A 21026-nucleotide genomic window follows, 5' to 3' on the forward strand; every position below is an offset into this window, starting at 1 on the left:
GCCTCAGGCGCTCTTGCGCGGCGTCCGCTTCGTGGCCCTGGCCGTGGTCGCCTTCGTGGGAGTGGTCTTCTTCGCCGCATTCGTCGTCGACGCGGTCGTCTGGCCCGCGGTGGCTGCGCGAGCGGCCGCAGTGGCCTTGGCCGTGGTGGTGGCCGTCTTCGTGGAGGCTGCCTTCTTTGAGGTCGCCTTCGTGGTCGAGGACTTCTTCGTCGCTGCCTTCGAGCCACCCGCCGACTTCTCCGCTGGTGCCTTCTGTGCCGCTGCCGCTCTGCCGCTCGTCGGCCGGCTCACGGTTCGCGAGGTCTTGGCGATGACGGGCGCAAGGAATCGGCCCGTGTGGCTGTCGGGGTTGGCCGCGACCTGCTCGGGCGTACCCGTTGCGACGATGGTGCCGCCCTTGTTGCCACCCTCGGGCCCGAGGTCAACGATCCAGTCGGCGCTCTTGATGACGTCGAGGTTGTGCTCGATCACGAGGACGGTGTTGCCCTTGTCGACTAGCCCCTGGAGGACGCCGAGCAGCTTGCGGATGTCCTCGAAGTGCAGACCCGTGGTCGGCTCGTCGAGGACGTAGATCGTGCGCCCGGTCGATCGCTTCTGGAGTTCGGTCGCGAGCTTGACTCGCTGAGCCTCACCACCGGAGAGCGTCGGCGCCGGCTGACCGAGGCGCACATAGCCCAGCCCGACCTCGTTCAACGTGATCATGTGCCGGGCGATGGCAGGCACCGCGGCGAAGAACTCGGCAGCCTCCTCGATCGGCATGTCGAGCACATCGGCGATCGTCTTGCCCTTGAAGTGCACCTCCAGCGTCTCGCGGTTGTAGCGCGCGCCGTGGCAGACCTCGCACGGGACGTAGACGTCCGGCAGGAAGTTCATCTCGATCTTGATCGTGCCGTCACCCGAGCACGCGTCGCAGCGGCCGCCCTTGACGTTGAACGAGAACCGCCCCGGCTGGTAGCCGCGCATCTTGGCCTCGGTCGTGGTCGCGAAGAGCTTGCGGATCGCGTCGAAGACACCGGTGTAGGTCGCCGGGTTGGACCGCGGAGTGCGGCCGATCGGACCCTGGTCGACGTGGACGACCTTGTCGAGGTGCTCCAGACCGGTCACGGTCTTGTGCCGGCCCGGCACGTGTCGAGCGCCGTTGAGCTTGTTCGCCAACACGTGGTACAGGATGTCGTTCACGAGGGTCGACTTGCCCGAACCGGACACGCCGGTGACGGCCACGAGGTTGCCGAGGGGGAAGCTCGCGGTGACGTCGTGCAGGTTGTGCTCGCGGGCCCCGACGACCGTGACCTCGCGTCCCTTCTCCTGCGGTCGGCGCACCGCCGGCAGGGGGATCTCCTCACGGCCGGACAGGTACTTGCCGGTGAGCGACGTCTCGTGGGTGAGCAGGTCGGCGACGGTGCCGGAGTGGACGACCGCTCCCCCGTGCTCACCGGCTCCGGGACCGATGTCGACGACCCAGTCCGCGGTGGCGATGGTGTCCTCGTCGTGCTCGACGACGATGAGCGTGTTGCCGAGATCGCGCAGTCGGGTCAGCGTCTCGATGAGCCGGTGGTTGTCGCGCTGGTGCAGACCGATGCTCGGCTCGTCGAGAACGTAGAGCACGCCGACGAGTCCGGACCCGATCTGGGTCGCGAGCCGGATGCGCTGAGCCTCACCGCCGGACAGGGTGCCCGCCGGTCGGTCGAGCGAGAGGTAGTCGAGGCCGACGTCGAGGAGGAACCCGAGCCGGGCGTTGATCTCCTTGATGACGCGCTCGGCGATCTGCTTCTCGCGGACGGTGAAGTCGACGTGCTCGAGGAAGCCCGCCGAGTCCGAGATCGGGAGGGCACACACTTCGGCGATGCTCTTGCCGCCGATGAGGACGGCGAGCGACTCGGGCTTGAGGCGGCTGCCGCGGCAGGCGGGGCAGGGCACCTCGCGCATGTAGCCCTCGTAGCGCTCGCGGCTCCACTCGGAGTCGGTTTCGGCGTGCCGACGCTTGACGAAGGGGATCGCACCCTCGAAGCCCGTCGTGTAGGACCGCTCGCGCCCGAACCGGTTGCGGTAGCGCACGTGCACCTTGTGGTTGCGGCCGTGCAGCAGCGACTCCTTGGCCCGCTCGGGCAGGGCCCGCCACGGCTGGTCGACGCTGAACTTCATCTCCTCGGCGAGAGCACCCAGGACGCGTTGGAAATACTCCGACGCTCCACTGCCCGAGGCCCAGGGAGCGATGGCACCCTCGGCGAGCGACAGGTCCTCGTTGGGCACGACGAGTTCGGGGTCGACCTCGAGCTCGGTGCCGATACCGGTGCAGACCGGGCAGGCGCCGAACGGCGAGTTGAACGAGAACGAGCGCGGCTCGACCTCGTCCATCGCGAGTGGGTGGTTGTTGGGGCAGGCCATCTTCTCGGAGAAGCGACGCTCGCGCGGCAGCTCACCCTCGCCGGAGCCGTCGGCGTCCTCGGGGGCGTCGACGAACTCGATGATGACCACACCACCGGCCAGACCGAGGGCGGTCTCGACGGAGTCGGTGAGTCGACGCTTCGACGACGCGTCATCGCCCTTGGCGACGAGGCGGTCGACGACGACGTCGATCGTGTGCTTGATCTGCTTCTCGAGCGTCGGTGGCTCGGTGAGCGACACGACCTCGCCGTCGACCCGAGCCCGGGCGAACCCCTTGGACTGGAGCTCGGCGAACAGGTCGACGTATTCGCCCTTGCGGGCCCGCACGACGGGAGCCAGCACCTGGAAGCGAGTCCGCTCGGGCAGGGCCAGCAGCTGGTCGACGATCTGCTGTGGGCTCTGACGGGTGATCGGCTCGCCACAGGTCGGGCAGTGCGGACGCCCGGCCCGGGCGAAGAGGAGTCGGAGGTAGTCGTAGACCTCGGTGATCGTGCCGACCGTCGACCGGGGGTTGCGGTTCGTCGACTTCTGGTCGATGGACACTGCCGGCGAGAGTCCCTCGATGAAGTCCACGTCCGGCTTGTCCATCTGACCGAGGAACTGGCGCGCGTAGGCCGACAGTGACTCGACGTAGCGCCGCTGCCCTTCGGCGAAGATCGTGTCGAACGCCAGCGACGACTTGCCCGACCCCGAGAGGCCAGTGAAGACGACGAGGGAGTCACGGGGCAGATCGACCGACACGTCCTTGAGGTTGTGCTCCCGAGCGCCACGCACGATGAGGCGGTCGTGGGTGGCACTTCCGGAGCGTCGGACGGGCGCAGGGGTCACGGCAGAAGTCACGATCACCATGCTAGGTGTCGCCACCGACAGCCTCCGACCCTCAGCGTCCGCAACGGCTCGTGAGGACCTCTCCGGGCCTACAGTGACGAGCGTGAGCCTGCGCCCGCTGCTCGTCACGACCGCTGTCCTCTCCGTGCTCCTTCCGGCCACGGGCTGCACGTCGGACGACTCGGCCACGCCCGCGCCCCGCCCGTCGGTCGGTGCCCGCCTGGACTGGCAGCGCCTGTCCCTGCCCGAAGGGCAATCCCCCGTCACCCTCACGGTCACCGAGGACCGGGTGCTCGTGGGCACGTACGGCGCCAGCAGACCGCATCCCCACCTCCTCTCGACCACGGACGGCGACACCTGGCACGAGGTGCCGCTCGCCCCTCGCTCGCCCTACGCGTTCGAGGGCCGGTGGTTCCAGATCGTGACCCATGCCGGCCGCGTCGACGCCATCGCCGGCGCCCGGGGCGGCGCCCACGGCAACTACCGCTGGACGACGTGGACCGGCACCGAGGATGGCGTCGCCGAACAGGAACAACCCTTCGGGGTCTTCGGCAGCTATGGAGCGGGAGACCTTGCCGGCATCGCGTATGCCGCTGGGTCGCCCGTGATTCTCGGCGCCTGGCAGAGCGAACGCACGGGACTCGACATCGCCACATGGACTCGAGCGGGGACGCGCTGGTCCCGGCAGCCCTCTACGGCAACACCCCTCGGCAGCACCGCGGAGTCACTGGCGGCCGGCACCGCCATCGCCTCCGCGGGGGACGGCGTCGTCGTTGCCGGTTCGGTCACCCGGCTCGCCAGTGGTTCGGTCACCGTCGGGGCGGCACTCTGGTCCGCACCCGGATCCGGTGGCCCGTGGACCCGCCTCGATCTCCCCGGGGCGCCAGCGACGGATGGACCCGGTCTGGCGGACTCCGCCACCTGCACACCGCACTCCTGCCTCGTCGTCGGGACCGAGGACGGACGGTTCGCGGGCTGGGACGTGACGGAGGGCGCGGCGCGGCGAGCGGACGGCATACCGGAGATTTCGGTGACGGAGAACAGGTCGGTCGTGGCACCCGTCATGGTCGGCGAGAAGGACGACATCGTCCTCGTTCCGACGCCCCGGGGGGCGGTCGTGGCCCGGCGAGCCGGAACGACGTGGTCGACCACCGACGGTCCGAGTGGGACGCCGACCGCCGCCATCCCCCACGGCAACGACCTCTGGGTGATCACGACGGACGTGCAAGGTGGGGGCACGTTGTGGCGTGCGCGCGTACGGTGACCTCGTGACCGATCTCCTCGATGCCCTCGACCGTCAGACCACGCTCCTCGTCGCCGACATCCGCGCCCTCGACGACCTCTCGGCGCCGAGTCTGTGCCCCGGCTGGAGCAGGGACCACGTGCTCAACCACATCGCCCGCAACGCCGAAGCCCTCTCACGGCTCGTCGGGGCGGCCGTCGACGGAACCGGCGAGACGATGTACTCGTCACCCGAGGGTCGCGACGCCGACATCGACGCCGGCGTGGGCCGGCCGGCCGCGGTGGTCGTCGATGAGGTGGCGGCGACCGCGGTCCCCCTGGCCGAGGACCTGAGGCGCCTCGGCCCGGAGCACCGCGACATCGAGCTCGAGCGAACGCCCGGCGGACCGACGTTCAAGGGCGGCATGCTGCCCTTCATGCGGCTGCGTGAGGTGGTCTACCACCACGTCGACCTCGACACCGGCTTCGGTTTCGACGACCTCGACGGCGAGCTCCAGACGCTCTTCATCGAGAACGAGATCAAGCGTCAGCAGGGCGGTCCGAGCCCGTTGTCGGCCACGATCCGCAGCACTGAGGGCGACACGTGGACCCTGGGTGACGGCGCCACCGAGGTCACCGGCACTCGCGGCGCAATCCTCCGCTGGTTGGCGCGTCAGGATCCGTCCGGCGTGACCTCGTCCGGCGACCTGCCCTCCCTGACGGCTGGGCTCTGACCATGGGCACCCCGTCCGACTACACCGGCGACGTCTCCCCCGGCGGGCCGACCGACGTCCGCGAGCTGACGCACCTCGTCATCCGCAAGATCGCCGTGTCGGAGATGTCGAACAACGTCTATCTCCTGACCTGCCGCGCCACCGGCGAGCAGCTGCTCATCGACGCCGCCGACGAACCCGGACGGCTCGGGCACCTCATCGGCGAGGGGACCGGCGACCTGGGCCACGTCGTCACGACCCACCAGCACTGGGACCATGTGCGAGCCCTGCCCGACGTCGTCGGAGCGTTCGGTGCGACGACCTATGCCGGCGAGGAGGACGCCGATGCCCTGCCGGTCGACGTCGTCGTCCGACTCGTGCACGGGGACGTCATCACGTTCGGGGACTGCACGCTCGATGTCGTGCACCTGCGGGGGCACACGCCAGGGTCGGTCGCCCTGGCCTACTCCGACCCGTCCGACGGCGGGCACATGCACCTCTTCACCGGCGACTCGCTCTTCCCCGGCGGCATCGGGAACACCAAGAACCCCGGCCAGAGCTTCGACAGCCTCATCGAGGACGTCACGACGCGCGTCTTCGACGTCTACGACGACTCGACCTGGGTCTATCCGGGTCACGGCGGCGACACCACGCTCGGCGCCGAGCGGCCCCACCTCCCGGAGTGGCGCGAACGCGGTTGGTGACCAGGACGCGGCCGGGCGCGGCTCGGTCTCACCGTGTGGCCCGGATCACGGGACACGACGCCCGGATCTAGCCTGTCGTGGTGTCGCGTCTCGAGTCCGTCCCCGCTCCCCTGCTCGTCCTCGCCGGGATCGTCTCCGTCCAGTTCGGCGGAGCACTCGCAGCCACGCTCGTCCCCGAGATCGGTGCCGGCGGCTCGGTCGTCATGCGGCTCCTCTTCGCGACGGTCATCCTCGTCGCCATCGCGCGGCCCCGCTTCCGTGGACACTCGCGCCGGGCGTGGCTGACAGTCGTCGGCTTCGGGCTGGCGCTGGGACTCATGAACTTCACGTTCTACGGATCACTCGCCCACCTGCCCATCGGTGTCGCCGTCACCGTCGAGTTCCTCGGACCCCTCCTGCTTGCCGCCTCGCTGTCCCGCCGCCCGATCGACTTCATCGCCGTGCTCGCCGCCGCCGGTGGTGTCCTCCTGATCTCCGAGGCCCTGTCCGTGCCCTTCGCCGATCTGGACTGGACCGGGCTGGGACTGGCCGGGATGGCGGGAGCCTGCTGGGCGGCATACATCATCTTCAGCGGGCGGACGGGAGCCGAGTTCGACAAGCTCGAAGGGCTCGCGCTTGCCATGATCGTCGCAACCCTCGTGACCCTGCCGTTCGGGCTCGCGTCGGTGCCCGAATGGACCGGCGAGACACTCGCCAAGGGTCTGGGCATTGCGGTGCTGTCGTCGGTGCTGCCGTACTCCCTCGAACTCACCGCGCTGCGCCGACTCACCGCGCAGGTCTTCGGCATCCTGCTCAGCCTCGAGCCTGCCGTCGCTGCCCTCGCCGGGCTCATCATCCTCAGCCAGACCCTCGACGGCATCCAGCTGCTCGGCATGGCTCTCGTCGTCGTCGCCTCCGCGATCGTCCTCGGCCTCGGAGCGCGCAAGGACCCCGCCGAATCGACGGGGTCCTGACGCGTTCGAGCGAGGTATGCCGGGTGGCTCAGTCGCCCTTGTAGAAGCCGTCGTCGTCGCTCGAGTCGGGGCCCTGGCCGGCACCGACCTGGGCGAACTCCGCCTTCGCGTCGCGCTTGGACTTCCAGAGGCTGGCCACGGTCGTGACGCCGAGGATGACGACGATCGCGCCGAGCGAGACAGCGATCGGGATCTCCGGGACGTCGAAGTGCTCGCCGCCGTTGATGAACGGCAGCTCGTTCTCGTGCAGCGCGTGGAGGATGAGCTTGACGCCGATGAAGGCGAGCAGCACGGACAGGCCCAGGCTGAGGTAGACGAGCTTCTGGAGCAGGCCGCCCAGGAGGAAGTACAGCTGGCGCAGACCCATGAGGGCGAAGAGGTTCGCGGTGAGGACGAGGTACGGCTCCTTGGTGAGGCCGTAGATCGCCGGGATCGAGTCGAGTGCGAAGAGCAGGTCCGTGGTGCCGAGCGCCAGGACGACGATGAAGAGCGGGGTGACGACGCGCTTCGCGTTCTCCTTGACGAAGAGCTTGTTGGTCCACTCCTTCGTCGAGGGCAGGGTGTTCTCGACCCACTTCATGAAGCGGTTCTCCTCGTACTCCTCGTCGTCGCTCTCACCCTCGGTCGCGAGCTTGACCGCGGTGTAGATGAGGAAGGCGCCGAAGATGTAGAAGACCCACGAGAAGTTGTTGATCGCCGCGGCCCCGAGCCAGATGAAGATGCCTCGCAGCACGATCGCGATGATGATGCCCCACATGAGGGCGGTCTGCTGGAACTTCTCGGGCACGGCGAACTTCGCCATGATCAACAGGAAGATGAAGAGGTTGTCGACCGACAACGAGTACTCCGTCAACCAGCCGGCATAGAACTCGCCGGCGAGCTGGCTTCCGTGGCTCATCCAGACCCAGATGCCGAAGACGATCGCCGCGCCGATGTAGAACGACAGGGCGACGACCAGTTCCTTGGTCGAGGGACGGTGCGGGTTCCTGGCGATCATGATCACGTCGAACAACAGGACGGCGGCAGCAAGGCCGATCGTAAGGAACCACTGCCACGGGGCGACGTTCATGGATTCCGTCGCCGCGGGGAGCGCGGTGGAGAGGGTGAGCAACGCGGACAACCTTTCAAGGGTTGGGGACATGGCCCGGAGGTCTCTCCCGCCCAAGGGCTGGACCGGCTCCCCGGGCTCGCCGTGGGGCGAGCCGTGATGACGAGGACACCGCGCTGGGGATACTCCCCTCCGCTGGTCAGGATTCTCTCACGGCTCCGCGCGTGAGATGAATCCTGACCACCGGAGTGGGCCCGCTCCGGGTGGTGTGCTGCAGGGGGCGCAATATCCCGCGCCTCTTGCAGCACACCCGCGGCGAGGGCCCTGAGCCTGTGGATGACCGCGGGACCGAGTTCGCCAGGTCCGGCAGGCTGGACACATGACGGATCCGCGCCGACACCGCCTCCCCCGCGCCGAGCGGGCACGACGCGCTGCCTTGATCGCGGAGGAGCATGCAGGTCTGGCCCACCGCAGGGATCTCCGCGAAGTTGGCGTGAGCCGGGCCGACGTGCGGTCCGAAATAGCGGCCGGCCGATGGTCCGCGATCGGTCGCCACACCGTGGCCATCACCACGTCCCAGCCCTTGACGGGTGAGGCGGCACTGTGGCATGCGGTGTGGGAGAGCGGTTCGGGCGCCGTACTCGACGGCGTGAGCGCGTTGGAGGCGGCAGGACTGAGCGGTTTCACGGCCGATCACGTCGACGTCGCCATCCCTGCCAACCATCACGTCCACAAGCTCCCGGGCGTACGGGTCCACCGGCGCCGCGACATCGGACCGGTTCGAGGTGCCGGGATACCTCGCACGACCGTGGAGTGGGCCGCGATCCGGGCCGCTCAGTGGGCCCGCACGGACCGTACTGCGGTGCTCATCCTGTGTCTCGTGGTGCAGCAACGACTCGTCGCACCGGCACGTCTCCTCGAGATCTGGACCACGACACGCGGGGGTGCCCGACGTGGGTTGCTGCGGCAGGTCATCCCGGACATCTGCGACGGGGCGCACTCGCTGGGTGAGCTCGACTTCGGTCAACTGTGTGTGGACCGTGGACTCCCGCCACCATCCCGCCAGGTGGTCCGGACCATGGCGCGAGGGCGGGCCTACCTCGACGCGTTCTGGGAGGACATCGGACTGCTGGTCGAAATCGACGGCGGCCACCACGCAAGGGCACTCGCACCCGTCGACGACGCGCTCCGCCAGAACGACGTCACGCTCACGGATGCCGTGGTGCTGCGCATCCCCGTGCTGGGTCTTCGGCTCGAATGCGACGCGTTCATGGACCAAGTGGTCCGGGCTCACGAACTCCTCACCGAACGCAGGGCCGCCTGACCCCTCAACAACAGCAACCGTGATGCACAAGGGCAGCATGTTGCGCCTTCTGCATCACAACAGCCTCACCTACGCTGCGATCGTGCCCACTCGCCGGTCGGTCGTCCTCGCAGCGGCGGCCTTGCCTCTCGCGGCGTGCGGCAGCCCGGGCACTTCAACCACCACGCCGTCCGAGGAGACTCCCCGAGCCATGCGAATCACCTACGGCGAGGACACGAGCCAGTTCGCCGAACTGACCCGGCCCGAGGGCACCAGCAAGGGCGTCGTGGTCGTCATCCACGGCGGCTTCTGGAAGGCGCAGTACGACCTGGGCCTGGGCCGGCCCCTCGCCCGCTCCCTCGCCGAGCACGGCTGGACCGCGTGGAACATCGAGTACCGCCGCGTCGGCAACGGCGGCGGCGCCCCCGAGACCTTCGACGACGTGCACGCCGCGATCGACCTGCTCGCCTCGATCCCGGACGTCGACCTCTCCACCGTCCTCACCCTCGGGCACTCCGCGGGCGGTCACCTCGCCGTGTGGGCTGCGGGACGGCACCGGTATGCCGCGTGGTCCGGAGCGTCCGTCCGGGTCACCGGCGCGCTGTCCCAGGCCGGGGTCCTCGACCTTCAGCGGGCAGACCGCGAGGACCTCGGGGCGGGCGCGGTCCAGCGACTCCTCGGGCACCCCGCGACAACCGACGACGAGGCCTACGACCCGCAGCAGCACCTGCCTCTTGAGGTGCCTGTGCGGTGCATCCATGGCCGGGCGGACGACACCGTGCCGACCGACCAGTCCACGAACTACGTGGCTGCGGCGACCGATGCCGGTGCCGACGCGGCAGTGGACCTCGTGGACGGAGACCACTTCGTCGTCATCGACCCCGGCAGCCAGGCATGGACACGTCAGCTCGAACTGCTCGACGAACTCGCCGGCCACGCCTGAATCGCCGCCGCCGGCCGACGCGCCAGCGTCGAACCACGACAGCTCGGGTCAGGGACGCTGGCGCTTCGGGAGCTTGGCCACGACCAGCTCGTACGACGTGTCGATCGCCTCACGCAGCGCCTCGTCGGGGATGGCGCCACCAACGGTGAGCGTGTTCCAGCCGTGCCGGCCGATGTAGGGCGACACCGCTGCATCGTCCGGGAACTCCGCGATCCACTCGTCGGCCTCGGCCCGGGTGCCCAGCTTCACGCCCACGGTCGGCTCGTCGCCGGACCCGAGTCCACCCAGGAAGGCGAAGATCTTGTCCCCGACCTTGGCCACGTCGTCGCCCTCCCACGGCTGATCGGCCCACGCTCCGGGCTTGGCCAGGGCGTAGGCAGACACCTCCTCGGGCGTCATGCCACGCCCGATGCCGAGGACGACGCAGACATTCTCACTTGGTGGCCTCGTTCATCTGCCGGAGCTCCTTCTTGAGGTCACCGACCTCGTCGCGGAGGCGAGCAGCCAGCTCGAAATGGAGGTCGGTCGCGGCCTGGTGCATCTGCGTCGTGAGCTCCTGGATGAGGTTCGCGAGATCGCCCGCCGCCATCGTCCCGACCCGCCCCGCACCCGCAGTCGCCTGATCGGCGGCCAGGGCGCCACGCCCGCCACGGCCACCGCCGTCGGCCTTCCCGCGCGACCGGGCCCGACCCGAACCCAGTAGGGCCTCGGTGTCCGCGTCCTCGCGCTCGAGCAGGTCGGTGATGTCGGCGATCTTCTTGCGCAACGGCTGCGGGTCGACGCCGCGCTCGAGGTTGTAGGCGATCTGCTTCTCGCGGCGCCGCTGGGTCTCCTCGACGGCCTCCTGCATCGAGGGAGTCACCTTGTCGGCATACATGTGGACCTGGCCCGACACGTTGCGGGCGGCGCGACCGATGGTCTGGATGAGCGAACGCGAGGACCGCAGGAAGCCTTCCTTGTCCGCGTCGAGGATGGACACGAGCGACACCTCGGGCAGGTCGAGTCCCTCACGCAGGAGGTTGATGCCGACGAGGACGTCGAACTCGCCCATTCGCAACTCGCGCAGCAGCTCGACCCGTCGCAGGGTGTCGATGTCGGAGTGGAGGTAGCGAACACGCACACCCTTGTCGAGGAGGTAGTCCGTGAGGTCCTCGGCCATCTTCTTGGTCAACGTCGTGACGAGCACCCGCTCGTCCTTGGCCGCGCGCTCGTTGATCTCGTGGAGCAGGTCGTCGATCTGGCCCTTCGTCGGCTTGAGGACGATCTCGGGGTCGACCAGTCCGGTGGGTCGGATGATCTGCTCGACGACGCCGTCTGCCTGGGCGAGCTCGTAGTTCCCCGGCGTGGCCGACAGATACACCGTCTGGCCGATGCGCTCGAGGAACTCCTCCCACTTGAGTGGCCGGTTGTCCATCGCGGACGGCAGGCGGAAGCCGTGGTCGACGAGGGTGCGCTTGCGCGACATGTCGCCCTCGAACATCGCCCCGATCTGCGGAACGGTCACGTGCGACTCGTCGAGGACGAGCAGGAAGTCCTCGGGGAAGTAGTCGAGCAGGCAGTTCGGCGCCGAACCGGGGCTGCGCCCGTCGAGGTGCATCGAGTAGTTCTCGATCCCCGAACAGGACCCCACCTGTCGCATCATCTCGATGTCGTAGGTCGTGCGCATCCGGAGCCGCTGGGCCTCGAGCATCTTGCCCTGTGCCTCGAACGCCTTGAGCTGTTCCTCGAGCTCGTGCTCGATCCCGGCGATGGCCCGCTCCATGCGCTCCGGGCCGGCGACGTAGTGCGAGGCCGGGAAGACGTACATCTCCGACTCCTCGCGCACGACCTCACCGGTGAGCGGGTGCAGCGTGTAGATCTTGTCGATCTCGTCGCCGAAGAACTCGACGCGCACCGCGAGCTCTTCGTATTGCGGGATGATCTCGACGGTGTCGCCGCGCACCCGGAACGTGCCGCGCGTGAACGCCAGATCGTTGCGCGTGTATTGCATCTGCACGAACCGCCGCAGCAGGTCGTCGCGATCGAGCTCGTCGCCGACGCGCAGTTGCACCATGCGGTCGACGTACTCCTGCGGCGTCCCGAGGCCATAGATGCACGACACCGACGCGACGACGATGACGTCACGCCGGGTCAACAACGAGTTCGTCGCCGAGTGCCGCAGGCGCTCGACCTCGTCGTTGATCGACGAGTCCTTCTCGATGTAGGTGTCCGTCTGCGGGACGTACGCCTCGGGCTGGTAGTAGTCGTAGTAGCTGACGAAGTACTCCACCGCGTTGTTGGGCAGCAACTCCCTGAATTCATTCGCGAGTTGGGCGGCCAACGTCTTGTTGGGCGCCATCACGAGGGTCGGCCGCTGCACCTGCTCCACGAGCCAGGCCGTGGTCGCCGACTTGCCCGTGCCGGTCGCGCCCAGGAGCACGACGTTCTGCTGACCGGCGTTGATCCGCTCGGCGAGGTCCTTGATCGCGGCCGGCTGGTCACCGGCCGGCTCGAACTCGGACTCGACCTTGAACGGGGCGACGGTGCGCTTCAGGTCGGTGGTGGGACGCATACGACAACGGTATGCCGTGCCACCGACAGTCCCCCACGCCATGCCTTGGACAGTCCCGTATGCCGGCCGCCCGCCTCCCCGGGATCCCGCGCCCGGGTGCCACGATGGTTCCGTGACGACGACCCCGACTTCGCTGCCCGCACCCCGCACGCCCGACCCCCACTCTGCACCGACACTGCGCTGGGGCGTCCTCGGCCCCGGCTACATCGCCCGGGCGATGTCGACGGCCCTCGCCGCCGAGACGGACCAGGTCATCCAGGCGGTGGCGTCACGCGACCTGAGCCGAGCGCAAGGATTCGCGGACGACTTCGGCGCGCACACGGCATACGGGTCCTATGACGAGCTGGTCAACGACCCGAACGTCGACATCGTCTACGTCGCGACCCCTCACTCAGAGCACCACGAGCACGCGCGGCTCGCGCTCGACGCAGGCAAGCCGGTGCTCGTCGAGAAGGCGTTCGCCCGCAATGCCGCAGAGGCGCGCGACATCCTCGACACCGCGCGGGACAGGGGTCTGCTCGCGATGGAGGCGATGTGGACGCGCTTCCTGCCGGGTGTCGACGTCGTGCGCCAGTGCCTCGAACAGGGCCTCCTCGGCGAGGTCGAAAACGTCTTCGCCGACCACGGCCAGCCACTCTTCCCCAACGGCCCGCAGCGGCTCTCCGATCCCGCACTGGCCGGCGGAGCCCTCCTCGATCTCGGCATCTATCCGATCAGCTTTGCCAACTTCGCCCTCGGCGGCATCACCTCCGTCGCCGCGACCGGCCGCCTCACCGATGAAGGCGTCGATGCGGAGGAGACCGTCCTCGTGACGGGCGCCGGTGGCCGTGGGGTGCTCCACGCCACCATGACCTCGCGCACGCCCACGACCGCGAGCATCAACGGCACCGCCGGGCGTCTCGAACTCGGCGACCCGGACGATCCGAACAACCGGTGGTACGCACCGTCGCGGGTCCGCTTCGTCTCCCGCGATACGACGACCGACATCTCGTGGGAGCCCGAGGACCGGATGCACGGGCTGCACTTCGAGGCCTGCGAGGCGGCGCGACTCGTCGATGCCGGGCTGACCGAGAGCCCGTTGCTGCCCGCTGCCGAGACGCTCCGGATCATGGAGGTCCTCGACGAGGTGCGCTCACAGATCGGGGTGCGCTACCCCGGCGAGTGACCCTCGTGGCCCACGACGCGGTCGTGCACCGAGTCGAACCACGGCTCCTTCGCCTCGGCGTAGTCCCCCGTCGACAGCACCCTTGACGCCAGGTCCTGCTTGAGCTCGGAGTACTCCCTGCGCCCCTCCGGGTCGGCCCGAAGCCAGTCCCGGAAACCCAGCGCCCAGCGGTAGCCCGGGCCGTCGACCTCACGCACGTGGACGTGCGCGACGCGTCCCGGGTCGGCACTGCCGTGGAACCGCTTGGGCCACTCCGTCCCGTCCTTGCCGTTGTCGTGCGCCACTCCCCCGATCCGCGGAAAACCCTTGCGGGACAACGCTTCCAGGAACGCGGGCTCGTCCGCGTCAGCGAGCGACCGCACCCCCACCTGGAGGTCGATGACGTCCTTGGCCAGCAACCCGGGCACCGCGGTGGATCCGATGTGCTCGATGGCAACAGCCGTGTCCCCCAAGGCTTTTCGCAGTCGCGCGATGAGGCGTTCGGCCTGTGCGGGCCACTCCGCGTTGGGCTCACTGAGCGTCAGTGCGTCAGGACGACGAGCCCGTATGCCGTGAATCAGGTTCTCGTTGAACGGTTCCAGCCGTTCGGCCCAGATCCGTCGCACCCGCTGATCGAGGTGCTCACGGGTGCCGTTGTTGTCGAGCCAGATGTCGGCGGCGGCCCGGCGCGCGTCGTCGTCGGCCTGGGCGTCGATCCTGGACTGCGCGTCCTCGGCGCTCATCCCCCGGTCGCGGACGAGTCGGGCGAGGCGCTCCTCCTCCGTCACGCCCACAACGATGACGAGGTGGTAGTCGGCGCCCATGCCCTTCTCGACGATGAGTGGCATGTCGTGGACGAGGATGGCGTCGTCGGGTGCGCCCGCCATGAGCTCGGCCGTGCGCTTCCAGATCGCGGGGTGGGTGATGCCCTCGAGGTCCTTCAGCGCGGCCGGCTCCGTGAAGACGACACGTCCGAGAGCCGGACGATCGAGGGCTCCATCGGAGCCGAACACCGCGTCACCGAAACGTTCACGGATGGCCTGGAGGGCCGGCATACCGGGTTCGACGACCTCGCGGGCCACGGCGTCCGCGTCGACGACCACGGCACCGAGGTCCCCAAGCGTGCGAGCCACCGTCGACTTGCCGGAACCGATTCCGCCGGTCAGACCCACACGAAGCATGGGGTCAACGTACCCGTCACGACATAGGGTCGCCTTCATGACCTCGGCCCTCGTGGTGGGTCTCGTGCTAGCGGGGCTCGCCGTCCTCGCACTCGTCTGGTGGGTGACCCGGCTCCGAGCCGCACTGGCACGGAGCCAACACGAGATCAGTCGGCTCGAGGGGGTGGCCCTGCGCCGGGCCGACCAGGTGTCCGTGCTGAGCCACGAGGTCCGCACGCCACTCGCCCTCATCAAGGGCCCTTCTGGTGCGTGTCCATCGCGGCGGCCATCGACGGCGAGGTCGTGGCCGGAGTCATCGCTGCACCCGCCCTGGGTGAGGTCTATGCCGCCGATCTGACCGGCGTCACCGTCAACGGAGTCCCCGCCGCCCCACGACGCCGTGAGCGCGAGCTCGACTCGCTGGTCGTCTCGACGTTCCCCCGCGACCTCGACCTCGAGACCGTCGGCGACAACGCCCTGGCCGCGAGCGGGCGCCTCGTCCACGCGTACGGAGCCGTGCGCACGCTCGGCAGCGGCGCCCTCGGTCTGGCCATGGTTGCCACCGGACGGGCGGACGCGACCTTCGACCTGCACACGAACGCGTGGGATGTCGCCGCCGGGGCCTTCATGGTGCGACTGGGCGGTGGCCGCTATCACGGCTGCGAGGACGGCGTCGTCGACGACGACCCGCGCACGTCCTACCAGCGCCCGGCCTACTGGTCGACCGCCGCCGACGTGGACCACCCCACGCTGCGCGACCTCGTCACCGAACTCGCGACCTGATCCCCCGGCGGGTTCGCCCTGCCGACTCCGCTCAAGGAATCAGGTGCGGCAGCCCGCTGGCGTGAGCCCACAGGACAACTGGGGGTACACGTATTCGACGGACGGACGTGCGGCCGCGATCAGGGTCGGGTCCACGCGTTCGGTCCCGGCGATCGGACCGGATGCCCCCGACAGGGCCACGGCACTGCCGGAGCGGACAGCGATCACGACCGATCCATGCGAGACCGTCGGCTGGTTCGCGAAGGAGCTGAGTGCCAGACCGTCACTCCACGGACCACTGAGCGCTTCGACGATCCCCCGGGTGGTTCCGTCACTGGCGGTGACGCAGGCGCGACTCTGGGAGCGGAGCTCGTTCATGAACGCCGAAGCATCCGCAGTACTCGGGAAGAACAGGTAGGCCTCGCGGTCGGCACGCCCATCGGCCGCACTGGTGCTTCGCGAGTCGTAGCTGTAGGCGTTGCCCCGCGCTGCGACCGGGAAGATGTCGGTGCCACAGGCGCCAGCAAAGCTGCTCGATGGCCTCCACGAGTCGGCGTGCAGCAGGCTGACAGGTCGTTGGGTCGTTGGAGTCGAACCACTCGCGGACGGCCGCGGCCCGGTGGATGCGCTCGCACCGGGGTTCGGTGCCGCAGTGGACGAGGAGCTCGCCGTCGGCGTCGACGACACCGACGTCGAGGCCGTCGCTGAGGGGCTTGCCGTCGGCGACCCGGTTGGCGAACCGGTCGGCGTGACCACGGGCGTCCCGTCGAGGATCGGCGATGGCCTGGCCGGCAGGGCCTCATCGGGGCCGATCCGGTCGCTCAGGGCGAATGCGCCGACGGCAATCACGGCGGTGGCGGCGGCCACGGCGACGGTCCCGAGCATCCGGCGGCGGCGTCGGCGCGCCCGGCCAGCGCCGACGATGTGCTCGGCATACTCCTGCGACATCGGTGTCGGCGAGACGGACCGTAGTCGGGCGCGCAGCTCGTCTTCGCTGATCGGGCTCATGACAACCATCCTTCTTCGACGCGCTCGCTGTTCATCCGGGCCAAGGCCCGTGAGCAGGTCGATTTCACTGTTCCTACGGAAATCTCGAGTTCTTCTGCGACCTGACTCTCAGTGAGGTCGAGGTAGTAGCGCAGGACGATGATGGTCCGCTCCCGCGTCGACAGGCCGGCGAGTTCGTGCACGATCGTGTCGCGCTGCTCGACGGTGGTGTGACCCGCTTGGGTGCTGAGATGGTCGTCGCCGATGTCACCGAGTGCGGGCTCGAGGTGGCGTCGACGCCACCGGTCCGTGTTGAGGTTGACGAGGATCCTGCGCGTGTATGCGTAGGCACCCTCGGGCCGGACCTTCCCCCAGTTCAGGTAGGTCCGGATCAGCGCTTCCTGCACGAGGTCCTCGGCCGCCGTCCGGTTGCCGGTGAGCAGCACCGCCACTCGCGACAGGCGCGTCTGCACCCCTTCGACGAACGCCGTGAACTCGGCGTCCATCCGCTCCGGTGTCCCCATGCCGCCCCTCCATTCGACCCTCTTGTCACCCATCCCTACGAGAGAGAGGCGTCGGGGGTTGAGTGTTCCAGCAGAAATTCTCGCGCGCCTCCGCACAGGCCGAAGGCCCGGCTCCCCGCAAGGGGAACCGGGCCTTCAGTGGTGAGCGGACGGCATACGGAATCCGTATGCCGGTGGGCTCAGTTTCCGGTGAGCTTCTCGCGCAGCGCGGCGAGGGCCTCGTCGGAGGCGAGGGTGCCCTCGGCGACCGGCGGAGCGGCCGGACGCGAGTCCGAACCGTCAGCGTCGGACGACGACGAGGACGAGGACGAGTCGCTGCTGTAGGACGTGGCGGTGTCGCCACCGGCAGCGGCCTCGGCGTCGGCCTTGGCGGCCTCCTCGACCTGGGTGCGGTGCGCCTCCCAGCGAGCGTGCGCCTCGGCGTACTGCTTCTCCCAGACCTCACGCTGCTTCTCGTAGCCCTCGAGCCACTCGTTGGTCTCGGGGTCGAAGCCCTCGGGGTACTTGTAGTTGCCCTGCTCGTCGTACTCGGCAGCCATGCCGTAGAGGGTCGGGTCGAACTCGGTGAGTCCGGCGCCGTCCTCGTTGGCCTGCTTGAGCGAGAGCGAGATGCGACGACGCTCGAGGTCGATGTCGATGACCTTGACGAAGATGTCGGCGCCGACGGTGACGACCTGCTCCGGCAGCTCCACGTGGCGCTCGGCCAGCTCGGAGATGTGGACGAGGCCCTCGATGCCGTCCTCGACGCGAACGAACGAGCCGAACGGGACGAGCTTGGTGACCTTACCCGGGACGACCTGGCCGATGGCGTGCGTGCGGGCGAAGTGCTGCCACGGGTCCTCCTGCGTCGCCTTGAGCGACAGGGAGACGCGCTCGCGGTCCATGTCGACGTCGAGCACCTCGACGGTGACCTCGTCGCCGACCTCGACAACCTCGGACGGGTGGTCGATGTGCTTCCAGGACAGCTCCGAGACGTGCACGAGACCGTCGACGCCGCCGAGGTCCACGAACGCACCGAAGTTGACGATGGAGGACACGACGCCCGAACGGACCTGGCCCTTCTGGAGCTCCTTGAGGAACGTCGTGCGCACCTCGGACTGCGTCTGCTCGAGCCACGCGCGGCGCGACAGGACGACGTTGTTGCGGTTCTTGTCGAGCTCGATGATCTTGGCCTCGATCTCCTTGCCGACGTACGGCTGGAGGTCGCGGACGCGACGCATCTCGACGAGGGAGGCGGGGAGGAAGCCGCGCAGGCCGATGTCGAGGATGAGACCACCCTTGACGACCTCGATGACGGTGCCGGTGACGACGCCGTCCTCTTCCTTGACCTTCTCGATGGTGCCCCAGGCGCGCTCGTACTGCGCACGCTTCTTGGAGAGGATGAGGCGGCCTTCCTTGTCCTCCTTCTGGAGAACGAGGGCTTCGACCTCGTCGCCGACGGCGACGACCTCGTTGGGGTCGATGTCGTGCTTGATCGACAGCTCACGCGAGGGGATGACGCCCTCGGTCTTGTAGCCGATGTCGAGCAGAACCTCGTCGCGGTCGACCTTGACGATGCGGCCTTCGACGATGTCGCCATCGTTGAAGTGCTTGATCGTCGCGTCGATGGCGGCGAGAAGGTCTTCCTCAGAGCCGATGTCGTTGATGGCAATCTGAGGGGCGGTCGTGTCGACCGTGCTGGCAGTCATGTAGTAGGAACTCCGATGTGGACAGATGGATTCGATGGGTTGGTACTGAGTGCGTTCGGCCCGTCCCCGGGCCCACAAGGGCACGCGAGAACACACACGAATGCTCGTCCACCTTACCGAGGTTGTCAGTGCACGGTCAAAGCGGGGTATGCCGGTGAGTGACTCCGTGGGACGGCGCACCGCCGGGACCGGCGAGACCCATGCCGCGAACCGCGCGTGGTGGGACGGCGAGGCCGCCGACTACTACGCCGAACACGGCTCGTTCCTCGGCGACGAGGAGTTCGTGTGGGGGCCCGAAGGGTGGACCGAGGAAACCCTGGGCCTGCTGCAGGCGTCCTCCGAGCAGCGCATCCTGGAGATCGGTGCGGGCGCCGGCCAGTGCGCTCGGTGGCTGACCCGACACGTGGGGGCGTCGGTCGTCGCGACGGACCTCTCGGCCGGGATGCTGCGCGTCGGCGCGGACGTGAGTCGACGCACGGGCGTCTCTCCCCCGCTGGTGCAGTGCGACGGTCTGGCGCTCCCCTTCGGTGACGCGACCTTTGACACCGTCTTCACGGCATACGGCGTCGTTCCGTTCGTCGCCGACAGCGCCGCGGTCATGGCCGAGGTGGCCCGCGTGCTGCGCCCGGGCGGCCGGTTCGTCTTCTCGACGACCCACCCGATCCGGTGGGCGTTCCCTGACGATCCGACCGAGACGGGGCTCGTTGCTCGGCTCAGCTACTTCGACCGGACTCCGTATGTCGAATCGGATGCGTCCGGGCACGCGACCTACGTCGAGCACCACCGAACCCTCGGTGACCGCATCCGCGAGATCGTCGCCGGTGGACTGCTCGTCGAGGACGTCGTCGAACCCGAATGGCCGCTGGACAACACCGAGACGTGGGGTGGCTGGTCCCCGACGCGTGGCGCGATCATCCCCGGCACCGCGATCTTCGTCTGCCGCAAACCCTGATTGACCACGCTGCCACCACCTGGCGGGTCACACGACAGGGCCCCGTCACCGGGGAGGTGACGGGGCCTTGTCGTCGGCAGAGTGGGAGCGGGTCAGCGGCGGTGGATGTCCGCCCGGCTCGTCGTCTCGGCGTTGTCGCCGAAGACGTCAAGGGTGTTGGTGCCATTGTCCGCGCCCGCGTAGGCGTTGCCATCGTCGTTCCGGCCTGCCGGCGTACGCGGCAGGGACTCACCACCAGCGTTCCGTGCACCCCGCCACAGGAAGAAGCCGATGAGACCGGAGAGGAGCCCGAGGAGACCGGTGATCAGCGGGAGCTTGCCGACGAGACCCAGCTTGGAGTCATTGGCCTTGGCGTCCTTGATGTTCGCGGCGATCGTCTCGTCGGTGAAGCCGAAGTCGAGGTCGAGGACCGTCTGCCCGTTGTCGAGCTTGCGGACCTGCTGCTCGGTCTGGTTCTGGATGGCACCCGTGCGGGGGTCGATCCACATCGTCTTCAGGGACGAGTAGGTGCCCTGGATGCCGGAGGAGATCTCGGCCGGCTCGTCCTGGACGTCGATGACGAACTTGTAGGTGTTCCAGCCGTTGACCTCCTCCTCACCCTCGAAGGTCGCGTCGACCGTGCGGCCGAGGATGCCGTCCCAGAAGGGGTAGGTCTTCTTCTCGACGTCGAACGGGAACTTGTTGATGAGCCCCTCGTGGGTCTGCTCGATGCCGTACTTGCTGTCGTCCTTCGACGCGATCGCCATGCCTGTGCGGCGATCCGTGGCGAACCGGTCCGTGGTGGCACTCACGAGGCGCTTGTCGGGGTCGGTGTCGTCGACGCAGTCCGGCGAGTCGCCGTTGGGGTCGGTCAGGAGACACGTGAAGGTGTCAAAGACCACGACTCCCCCGTCGGACTTCTGGCCGTCGGAGACCGTGTGGCTCAGGGCCTTGACCGGCGCGCTGCCACCGGCCGGGAGAACAGCCGCAGTGCCCGTGAGACGGGTGTAGGAGTCAGTGTCGAGCGGGGTCTTCTTCACCGCCCCCGGGACATAGGCGACCGCGAGGAGCGCTGTCATCAGGAGGAAACCAGCAAGGCCCATGAGAACCAGACCGATGATTCTGCGCATCAGTGGGGACACCTTTGTCTCAAGTGGAACGCGAACGGAAGTGGTCGAGAC

General features: G+C 68.5%; 18 protein-coding genes. 9 read left to right on the forward strand and 9 right to left on the reverse strand.

Features of this window, described 5'->3' with window-relative positions:
- Positions 1 to 3 precede the first annotated feature (3 nt).
- On the reverse strand, positions 4 to 3234 hold the full coding sequence (gene uvrA / locus N803_RS05590) for an excinuclease ABC subunit UvrA (RefSeq protein WP_035903187.1): 3231 nt from the start codon (positions 3232 to 3234) through the stop codon (positions 4 to 6).
- A gap of 82 nt (positions 3235 to 3316) precedes the next feature.
- Here uvrA and N803_RS05595 point away from each other — a divergent pair, with 82 nt between their 5' ends.
- The 4 genes from N803_RS05595 (at position 3317) to N803_RS05610 (ending at position 6804) form a co-directional block, all read left to right on the forward strand.
- The gene (locus N803_RS05595; RefSeq protein WP_156969663.1) at positions 3317 to 4477 is read left to right on the forward strand and encodes a hypothetical protein; all 1161 of its coding nucleotides are present in this window, start codon (positions 3317 to 3319) and stop codon (positions 4475 to 4477) included.
- A 4-nt stretch (positions 4478 to 4481) separates the two neighbouring features.
- On the forward strand, positions 4482 to 5168 hold the full coding sequence (locus N803_RS05600; RefSeq protein WP_169743044.1) for a maleylpyruvate isomerase family mycothiol-dependent enzyme: 687 nt from the start codon (positions 4482 to 4484) through the stop codon (positions 5166 to 5168).
- Positions 5169 to 5170: 2 nt separating this feature from the next.
- On the forward strand, positions 5171 to 5851 hold the full coding sequence (locus tag N803_RS05605) for an MBL fold metallo-hydrolase (RefSeq protein WP_035903191.1): 681 nt from the start codon (positions 5171 to 5173) through the stop codon (positions 5849 to 5851).
- A gap of 80 nt (positions 5852 to 5931) precedes the next feature.
- The gene (locus N803_RS05610) at positions 5932 to 6804 is read left to right on the forward strand and encodes an EamA family transporter (RefSeq protein ID WP_035903407.1); all 873 of its coding nucleotides are present in this window, start codon (positions 5932 to 5934) and stop codon (positions 6802 to 6804) included.
- Positions 6805 to 6832: 28 nt separating this feature from the next.
- On the opposite strand, the gene N803_RS05615 is transcribed toward N803_RS05610, so the two are convergent.
- Positions 6833 to 7873, reverse strand: coding sequence for a TerC family protein (locus N803_RS05615; RefSeq protein ID WP_052111891.1), 1041 nt, complete (start codon positions 7871 to 7873; stop codon positions 6833 to 6835).
- Between the two features lie 358 nt (positions 7874 to 8231).
- On the opposite strand from N803_RS05615, the gene N803_RS05620 reads away from it, so the two are divergent.
- On the forward strand, positions 8232 to 9176 hold the full coding sequence (locus N803_RS05620; RefSeq protein WP_035903192.1) for a hypothetical protein: 945 nt from the start codon (positions 8232 to 8234) through the stop codon (positions 9174 to 9176).
- Positions 9177 to 9258: 82 nt separating this feature from the next.
- Positions 9259 to 10098 (forward strand): alpha/beta hydrolase family protein, encoded by an 840-nt coding sequence (locus tag N803_RS05625; protein WP_035903409.1) that lies wholly within the window; start codon positions 9259 to 9261, stop codon positions 10096 to 10098.
- Positions 10099 to 10146: 48 nt separating this feature from the next.
- Here N803_RS05625 and N803_RS05630 read toward each other — a convergent pair whose 3' ends face one another.
- Positions 10147 to 10497 carry an MmcQ/YjbR family DNA-binding protein gene (locus tag N803_RS05630; protein ID WP_035903193.1) on the reverse strand — a complete coding sequence of 117 codons (351 nt, stop codon included), beginning with the start codon at positions 10495 to 10497 and terminating at the stop codon, positions 10147 to 10149.
- A gap of 34 nt (positions 10498 to 10531) precedes the next feature.
- A complete protein-coding gene (gene uvrB / locus N803_RS05635) occupies positions 10532 to 12649 on the reverse strand; it encodes an excinuclease ABC subunit UvrB (RefSeq protein ID WP_035903194.1) in 2118 nt (705 codons plus the stop codon).
- Positions 12650 to 12761: 112 nt separating this feature from the next.
- On the opposite strand from uvrB, the gene N803_RS05640 reads away from it, so the two are divergent.
- A complete protein-coding gene (locus N803_RS05640) occupies positions 12762 to 13814 on the forward strand; it encodes a Gfo/Idh/MocA family protein (protein WP_035903195.1) in 1053 nt (350 codons plus the stop codon).
- On the opposite strand, the gene coaE is transcribed toward N803_RS05640, so the two are convergent.
- Positions 13799 to 14974, reverse strand: coding sequence for a dephospho-CoA kinase (gene coaE, locus N803_RS05645; RefSeq protein ID WP_035903198.1), 1176 nt, complete (start codon positions 14972 to 14974; stop codon positions 13799 to 13801). The two genes, N803_RS05640 and coaE, sit on opposite strands and share 16 nt — an antisense overlap.
- Positions 14975 to 15073: 99 nt before the next feature.
- Between coaE and N803_RS05650 the strand changes: the two genes are divergently transcribed.
- A complete protein-coding gene (locus tag N803_RS05650) occupies positions 15074 to 15736 on the forward strand; it encodes an inositol monophosphatase family protein (protein WP_281174974.1) in 663 nt (220 codons plus the stop codon).
- A gap of 39 nt (positions 15737 to 15775) precedes the next feature.
- On the opposite strand, the gene N803_RS17345 is transcribed toward N803_RS05650, so the two are convergent.
- From N803_RS17345 to rpsA, 3 genes are all read right to left on the reverse strand, one after another.
- Positions 15776 to 16723 (reverse strand): hypothetical protein, encoded by a 948-nt coding sequence (locus N803_RS17345; RefSeq protein ID WP_052111827.1) that lies wholly within the window; start codon positions 16721 to 16723, stop codon positions 15776 to 15778.
- A complete protein-coding gene (locus N803_RS05660; RefSeq protein WP_035903199.1) occupies positions 16720 to 17226 on the reverse strand; it encodes a SigE family RNA polymerase sigma factor in 507 nt (168 codons plus the stop codon). Before N803_RS05660 ends, N803_RS17345 begins: the two co-directional genes overlap by 4 nt.
- A gap of 179 nt (positions 17227 to 17405) precedes the next feature.
- Positions 17406 to 18914 (reverse strand): 30S ribosomal protein S1, encoded by a 1509-nt coding sequence (gene rpsA / locus N803_RS05665; protein WP_035903200.1) that lies wholly within the window; start codon positions 18912 to 18914, stop codon positions 17406 to 17408.
- Positions 18915 to 19062: 148 nt separating this feature from the next.
- Between rpsA and N803_RS05670 the strand changes: the two genes are divergently transcribed.
- Positions 19063 to 19866 carry a class I SAM-dependent methyltransferase gene (locus tag N803_RS05670; protein ID WP_035903201.1) on the forward strand — a complete coding sequence of 268 codons (804 nt, stop codon included), beginning with the start codon at positions 19063 to 19065 and terminating at the stop codon, positions 19864 to 19866.
- A gap of 92 nt (positions 19867 to 19958) precedes the next feature.
- Here N803_RS05670 and N803_RS05675 read toward each other — a convergent pair whose 3' ends face one another.
- A complete protein-coding gene (locus tag N803_RS05675; protein WP_035903202.1) occupies positions 19959 to 20975 on the reverse strand; it encodes a PorA family protein in 1017 nt (338 codons plus the stop codon).
- Positions 20976 to 21026 lie beyond the last annotated feature (51 nt).

Origin of the sequence: Knoellia subterranea KCTC 19937, assembly GCF_000768685.1 — a bacterium.
GTDB lineage: Bacteria > Actinomycetota > Actinomycetes > Actinomycetales > Dermatophilaceae > Knoellia > Knoellia subterranea.

Coding starts and splice junctions, on each gene's coding strand:
- uvrA (WP_035903187.1), bottom strand. CDS start 3,234: ATGGTGATCGTGACTTCTGCCGTGACCCCTGCGCCCGTCCGACGCTCC.
- N803_RS05605 (WP_035903191.1), top strand. CDS start 5,171: ATGGGCACCCCGTCCGACTACACCGGCGACGTCTCCCCCGGCGGGCCG.
- N803_RS05615 (WP_052111891.1), bottom strand. CDS start 7,873: ATGAACGTCGCCCCGTGGCAGTGGTTCCTTACGATCGGCCTTGCTGCC.
- N803_RS05620 (WP_035903192.1), top strand. CDS start 8,232: ATGACGGATCCGCGCCGACACCGCCTCCCCCGCGCCGAGCGGGCACGA.
- N803_RS05630 (WP_035903193.1), bottom strand. CDS start 10,497: ATGACGCCCGAGGAGGTGTCTGCCTACGCCCTGGCCAAGCCCGGAGCG.
- uvrB (WP_035903194.1), bottom strand. CDS start 12,649: ATGCGTCCCACCACCGACCTGAAGCGCACCGTCGCCCCGTTCAAGGTC.
- coaE (WP_035903198.1), bottom strand. CDS start 14,974: ATGCTTCGTGTGGGTCTGACCGGCGGAATCGGTTCCGGCAAGTCGACG.
- N803_RS17345 (WP_052111827.1), bottom strand. CDS start 16,723: ATGAGCCCGATCAGCGAAGACGAGCTGCGCGCCCGACTACGGTCCGTC.
- N803_RS05660 (WP_035903199.1), bottom strand. CDS start 17,226: ATGGGGACACCGGAGCGGATGGACGCCGAGTTCACGGCGTTCGTCGAA.
- rpsA (WP_035903200.1), bottom strand. CDS start 18,914: ATGACTGCCAGCACGGTCGACACGACCGCCCCTCAGATTGCCATCAAC.
- N803_RS05670 (WP_035903201.1), top strand. CDS start 19,063: ATGCCGGTGAGTGACTCCGTGGGACGGCGCACCGCCGGGACCGGCGAG.
- N803_RS05675 (WP_035903202.1), bottom strand. CDS start 20,975: ATGCGCAGAATCATCGGTCTGGTTCTCATGGGCCTTGCTGGTTTCCTC.